6 protein-coding genes are annotated in these 4,898 nt (G+C 69.2%); 4 read left to right on the forward strand and 2 right to left on the reverse strand.

The window, feature by feature from the left end; translation table 11 throughout:
- Positions 1–32 precede the first annotated feature (32 nt).
- Positions 33–572: an NUDIX hydrolase gene (locus WAX14_RS09660; protein ID WP_422627867.1), complete on the reverse strand. Its 540-nt coding sequence runs from the start codon at positions 570–572 to the stop codon at positions 33–35.
- 124 nt (positions 573–696) lie between these two features.
- On the opposite strand from WAX14_RS09660, the gene dop reads away from it, so the two are divergent.
- From dop to prcA, 4 genes are all read left to right on the forward strand, one after another.
- Positions 697–2,190: a depupylase/deamidase Dop gene (gene dop, locus WAX14_RS09665; RefSeq protein ID WP_422627868.1), complete on the forward strand. Its 1,494-nt coding sequence runs from the start codon at positions 697–699 to the stop codon at positions 2,188–2,190.
- 160 nt (positions 2,191–2,350) lie between these two features.
- Entirely contained in the window at positions 2,351–2,542 is a 192-nt protein-coding gene (locus WAX14_RS09670; RefSeq protein WP_006552173.1) for a ubiquitin-like protein Pup, read from the forward strand.
- Positions 2,539–3,393, forward strand: coding sequence for a proteasome subunit beta (prcB, locus tag WAX14_RS09675; RefSeq protein ID WP_422627869.1), 855 nt, complete (start codon positions 2,539–2,541; stop codon positions 3,391–3,393). Before WAX14_RS09670 ends, prcB begins: the two co-directional genes overlap by 4 nt.
- Positions 3,390–4,181, forward strand: coding sequence for a proteasome subunit alpha (gene prcA / locus WAX14_RS09680; protein ID WP_422627870.1), 792 nt, complete (start codon positions 3,390–3,392; stop codon positions 4,179–4,181). Before prcB ends, prcA begins: the two co-directional genes overlap by 4 nt.
- Here the strand turns inward: prcA and WAX14_RS09685 are convergent.
- On the reverse strand, positions 4,169–4,898 hold a 730-nt coding region (locus WAX14_RS09685), incomplete at its 5' end, for a diacylglycerol/lipid kinase family protein (protein WP_422627871.1). The genes prcA and WAX14_RS09685 overlap by 13 nt on opposite strands.

Consider the following 4,898-nt stretch of genomic DNA (forward strand, 5'->3'; position numbering starts at 1 on the left):
GTGGTTCGGGAACCGGTCCCCCAACCACCCGATCACGGTTCGAGCAGGTCGGGGAGCAGAGCGCGGGTGTCCGGCACGAACGGCCAGGTCGGATCGCGCAGATGTGCGCGCAGTTCGTCGAGTGTCCACCACCAGCCGGCATCGATCTCACTGTCCTGGTGGGTCACCGAACCGCTCCAGCAGGCTTCGAACGCCCACAGGTGGCAGCGCAGGGGATGACCGCGCCAACTGCCGTCCCACGCGGTCGCGGCGAGCGGGGCCAATGCGATGCCGGTGACCCCGAGTTCCTCGGCCAGTTCGCGCCGTGCCGCGTCGATCGGGGTTTCCCCGGGATCGATCACACCACCGGCGAGGCAGTCGTGATACGCCGCGAACACCGTCTTGTCGGCGGCGCGGCGATGCACATAGATCCGGGAACGGTCCGCCGAGCGCAGCAGCACCCCGGCGCTGCCGTGCCACAGTCCCATTGCGTACACCTGCGAGCGCGGGGCCTGCCCGGTGCAGCGGCCGGCAGCGTCGTACACGGCGACGAGTTCGCCCGAGCCACGCTCGTACCACGCGGTCTGATCCATTGCGTTCATCGTGCCACCCGCATATCCGTGGGAATCACACGGCGTGGGCAGTGCGCCGCACCCCGGGTAGGCGGATCGGGCCGCGGCGCGTCCGGAGACGCGATGATCCCCTAATCTCGATGCCATGCAGCGGATCATCGGTATCGAAGTCGAATACGGGATTTCCTCCCCCAACGAACCCACGGCGAACCCGATCCTGACCTCCACCCAGGCGGTGCTGGCGTACGCGGCGGCGGCGGGGGTGCCGCGCGCCAGGCGCACCCGCTGGGACTACGAGGTGGAATCGCCGCTGCGTGATGCCCGCGGATTCGACCTGGGCCGATTCAACGGTCCCGCCCCGATCATCGACGCCGACGAGGTCGGCGCCGCCAACATGATCCTCACCAATGGGGCGCGGTTGTACGTCGACCATGCCCATCCCGAGTATTCGGCGCCGGAGGTCACCGACCCGCTGGACGCGGTGATCTGGGACAAGGCCGGCGAGCGGGTGATGGAGGCTGCGGCGCGGCACGCCTCGAGTGTGCCCGGCGCACCGCGCCTGCAGTTGTACAAGAACAACGTCGACGGCAAGGGCGCCTCGTACGGCACCCACGAAAACTATCTGATGTCTCGGGATACCCCGTTCTCGGCGGTGGTGGCGGGTCTGACCCCGTTCTTCGCGTCCCGTCAGGTGATCTGCGGGTCCGGTCGAGTGGGCATCGGCCAGTCCGGCGACGAGGCCGGTTTCCAGTTGTCGCAGCGGTCCGACTACATCGAGGTCGAGGTCGGTCTCGAAACGACGCTCAAGCGCGGCATCATCAACACCCGCGACGAGCCGCACGCCGACGCCGACAAGTACCGGCGTTTGCATGTGATCATCGGCGACGCCAACCTGGCGGAGATGTCGACCTACCTGAAGGTGGGGACCACGGCGTTGGTGCTGGATCTGATCGAGGCGGGCGTCGACCTGTCGGATCTGCAACTGGCCCGGCCGGTGACCGCGGTGCATCACATCAGTCATGACCCGACGCTGCGCCGAACGGTGGCGTTGGTCGACGGGCGCGAGCTCACCGGCCTGGCGTTGCAGCGGATCTACCACGAGCGGGCCGCGGCGTTCCACGCCGGCACCGACGATGCCCGCGTGCTCGACGTGCTCGACCAGTGGGCGCGGGTGCTCGATCTGCTCGAGCGCGACCCGATGGAGTGCGCGGACCTGTTGGACTGGCCGGCGAAGCTGCGGCTGCTCGAGGGTTTCCGGAACCGGGAAGGGCTGGCGTGGTCGGCGCCGCGGCTGCATCTGGTGGACCTGCAGTATTCGGATGTGCGTCTGGACAAGGGCTTGTACAACCGGCTGGTGGCGCGCGGATCGATGCGGCGCCTGATCACCGAACAGCAGGTTCTCGATGCGGTGCACACCCCGCCCACGGACACCCGGGCGTATTTCCGCGGCGAGTGCCTGCGCCGGTTCGGTGCGGATATCGCCGCCGCGAGCTGGGATTCGGTGATCTTCGATCTCGGCGGTGAATCGCTGGTGCGGATCCCGACGTTGGAGCCGCTGCGTGGTAGCCGAGCGCATGTCGGTGCGTTGCTCGAGTCGGTGGATTCGGCGGCGGAACTGGTGGATCAGCTCACCCACTGACGAGGGTGCGGGTGCGGTCGCCGACACACGGGCGCGCCGCACGCCAAGTCGCACTCGGGGCCGGGCAGGCTCGGTAGGGTGGGGTTCTGAGCAACGTTGGTGGCCCGTCCCGGTACTCGACCGGATCCGGGCACCGCAGTGATCGAGGAGGTCGGCGGCTATGGCGCAGGAGCAGACCACACGTGGTGGTGGCGGCGACGACGACGAGGTCGTCGGCGACGGTGGTGCCGGGCAGGAACGGCGCGAGAAGTTGGCGTCGGACACCGACGATCTTCTCGACGAGATCGACGATGTGCTCGAGGAGAACGCCGAGGACTTCGTGCGGGCCTATGTGCAGAAGGGCGGCCAGTGACCGCGGATCGATCCTCACTTCCGTATCGCGAGGTGCAGCCCCGGCTGCGCCTCGCGTCGCCGATGTCCTCGTTCACCGATCATCTGCGGGTGCATGCGCCCGAGTTGTTGCCGGAGAACCGGTTCGCCGGCCAACTCGGCGCGCTGAGCGAGCTCGCGCCGCACGGGACGACCATCGTGGCGGTGACCTTCGACGGTGGTGTGTTGCTCGCCGGTGACCGGCGCGCCACGATGGGCAGCCTCATCGCGAGCCGCGATGTGGACAAGGTGCACATCACCGACGAGTATTCGGCGGCGGGGATCGCCGGGACCGCGGGCCTGGCCGTGGAAATGGTGCGACTGTTCGCGGTCGAACTCGAGCACTACGAGAAGATCGAGGGTGTGCCGTTGACGTTCGACGGCAAGGCCAACCGGCTCTCGGCGATGGTGCGCGGCAACCTCGGGGCGGCCATGCAGGGTTTGGCGGTGGTGCCGCTGCTGGTCGGGTTCGATCTGGACGCTGCCGATCCGCGTCGGGCGGGTCGGATCGTCTCGTACGACGTGGTCGGTGGCCGGTACGAGGAACGCGCCGGATATCACGCGGTCGGGTCGGGGTCGTTGTTCGCGAAGTCGTCGCTGAAGAAGCTGTACCGGGCCGACGCCGACGAGCAGTCTGCGCTGCGCAGCGCGGTCGAGGCGCTGTACGACGCGGCCGACGACGACAGCGGCACCGGCGGCCCCGACACGACCCGCGGCATCTATCCGACCGCCGCGGTGATCACCGCGGCGGGTGCGACGCTGGTGCCGGAAGCGTCCCTGTCCGAACTGGCGCGAGAGATCGTGGTCGACCGTACCGCTGGAGGTGGGCAATGACGCTGCCGTACTATGCGTCCGCCGAGCAGATCATGCGGGATCGTTCGGAATTGGCACGTAAGGGCATCGCCCGCGGCCGCAGCGTCATCGCGTTGATCTACGCGGACGGGGTGGTGTTCGTCGCGGAGAACCCGTCGAAGGCGCTGCACAAGATCAGCGAGCTGTACGACCGGGTGGGATTTGCCGCGGTCGGCAAGTACAACGAGTTCGAGAGCCTGCGCCGCGCCGGGATCATGCACGCCGACATGCGCGGCTATGCGTACGACCGGCGGGATGTGACGGGCCGGTCGCTGGCGACCGCGTTCGCCTCGACTCTCGGGTCGATTTTCACCGATCAGCCCAAGCCGTACGAGGTGGAGATCTGTGTCGCCGAGGTGGGACGGTCGGACAGCGACGACGCCGCGCAGTTGTATCGGATCACCTACGACGGGTCGATCGTCGACGAACCGCAGTTCGTGGTGATGGGCGGCACCACCGAACCGATCGCGACGGCGCTGCGCGAGGCCTACCGCCCCGGTCTGGATCTCGGTGCCGCGGTGACGGTCGCGGTGACGGCGCTGCAGCGCGGCACCGGAACCGAGGCGGCGCCGCGTGTGCTGGGACTCGGGGAACTCGAGGTCGCGGTGCTCGAGAAGACGCGGCCGCGCCGCGCGTTCCGGCGGATCACCGGGGCGGCACTCGAAACGATGCTGCCGGCAGCCGGGTCCGACACCGACACCGACGCGGAGACACCGACCACCGCGACGGAACCGGCCACCGACACCGACACGCCCGGTCAGGACTCCTGATCGGGTAGCCGGTAGAGCGTCAACGTCTCCGGGGCACTGCGGAATTCGAAGGCGATGCCGTCGGCGATGACCTCGCCGTCGGTGGCCAGCGCCACCGGCGGCCCGTCGATCCGCACCGACAGGCCGTCGGTGTTCCGGTGGGTGTAGGTCGGGGAGCGGTCCAGGGTTCCGGTCATGGCGGCGGTGAGCAGCCGCAGCCGCGACCACCGGCGGTCGGCGCGCAGGTAGCGCACGTCGAGGGTGCCGCCGGTCAGCGTCGGCCGGGACATCGGCACCCGGTCGGTCGGGGTGTAGCGCCCGTTGCCGACGAACAGCAGCCACACCGACATCGGGATGCTCCCGATCTGCACACGCAGCGGTGTCGCCGTCGCCAGGACCCGTGCCATCGCCGCCGCAGCGGCCGGCCATTTGCCGATGCGGGGTTCCCAGCGTTCCCGCAGCCGCACCGTATCCGGGTAGCCGCCCAGGCTGGCTGTGTTGACGAAGGTGCGCTCGATGCCGGCGGTACTGTCCGGGCCGACGGTACTGTCCGGGCCGACGGTACTGTCCGCGCCGGCGGTACCGTCCGGGCCGGCGATGACCGTGACCCGCCCGAGGTCGATGCGAACGGCATGGCCCCGCGTGACAGCGCGGATCGTGTCGGCGGGTTCGGCGGCGCCGGCATCGCGTGCGAAGTGGTTGAGGGTGCCACCGGGGAACACCGCCAGCGGCAGGCCC

Origin of the sequence: Rhodococcus sp. (in: high G+C Gram-positive bacteria), assembly GCF_049299235.1 — a bacterium.
In the GTDB taxonomy this organism is placed as follows: Bacteria; Actinomycetota; Actinomycetes; order Mycobacteriales; family Mycobacteriaceae; genus Rhodococcus.

Bases quoted from the DNA above. Each gene is read 5' to 3' on its own strand.
- WAX14_RS09660 (WP_422627867.1), bottom strand. From the start codon at position 572: ATGGATCAGACCGCGTGGTACGAGCGTGGCTCGGGCGAACTCGTCGCC.
- dop (WP_422627868.1), top strand. From the start codon at position 697: ATGCAGCGGATCATCGGTATCGAAGTCGAATACGGGATTTCCTCCCCC.
- WAX14_RS09670 (WP_006552173.1), top strand. From the start codon at position 2,351: ATGGCGCAGGAGCAGACCACACGTGGTGGTGGCGGCGACGACGACGAG.
- prcA (WP_422627870.1), top strand. From the start codon at position 3,390: ATGACGCTGCCGTACTATGCGTCCGCCGAGCAGATCATGCGGGATCGT.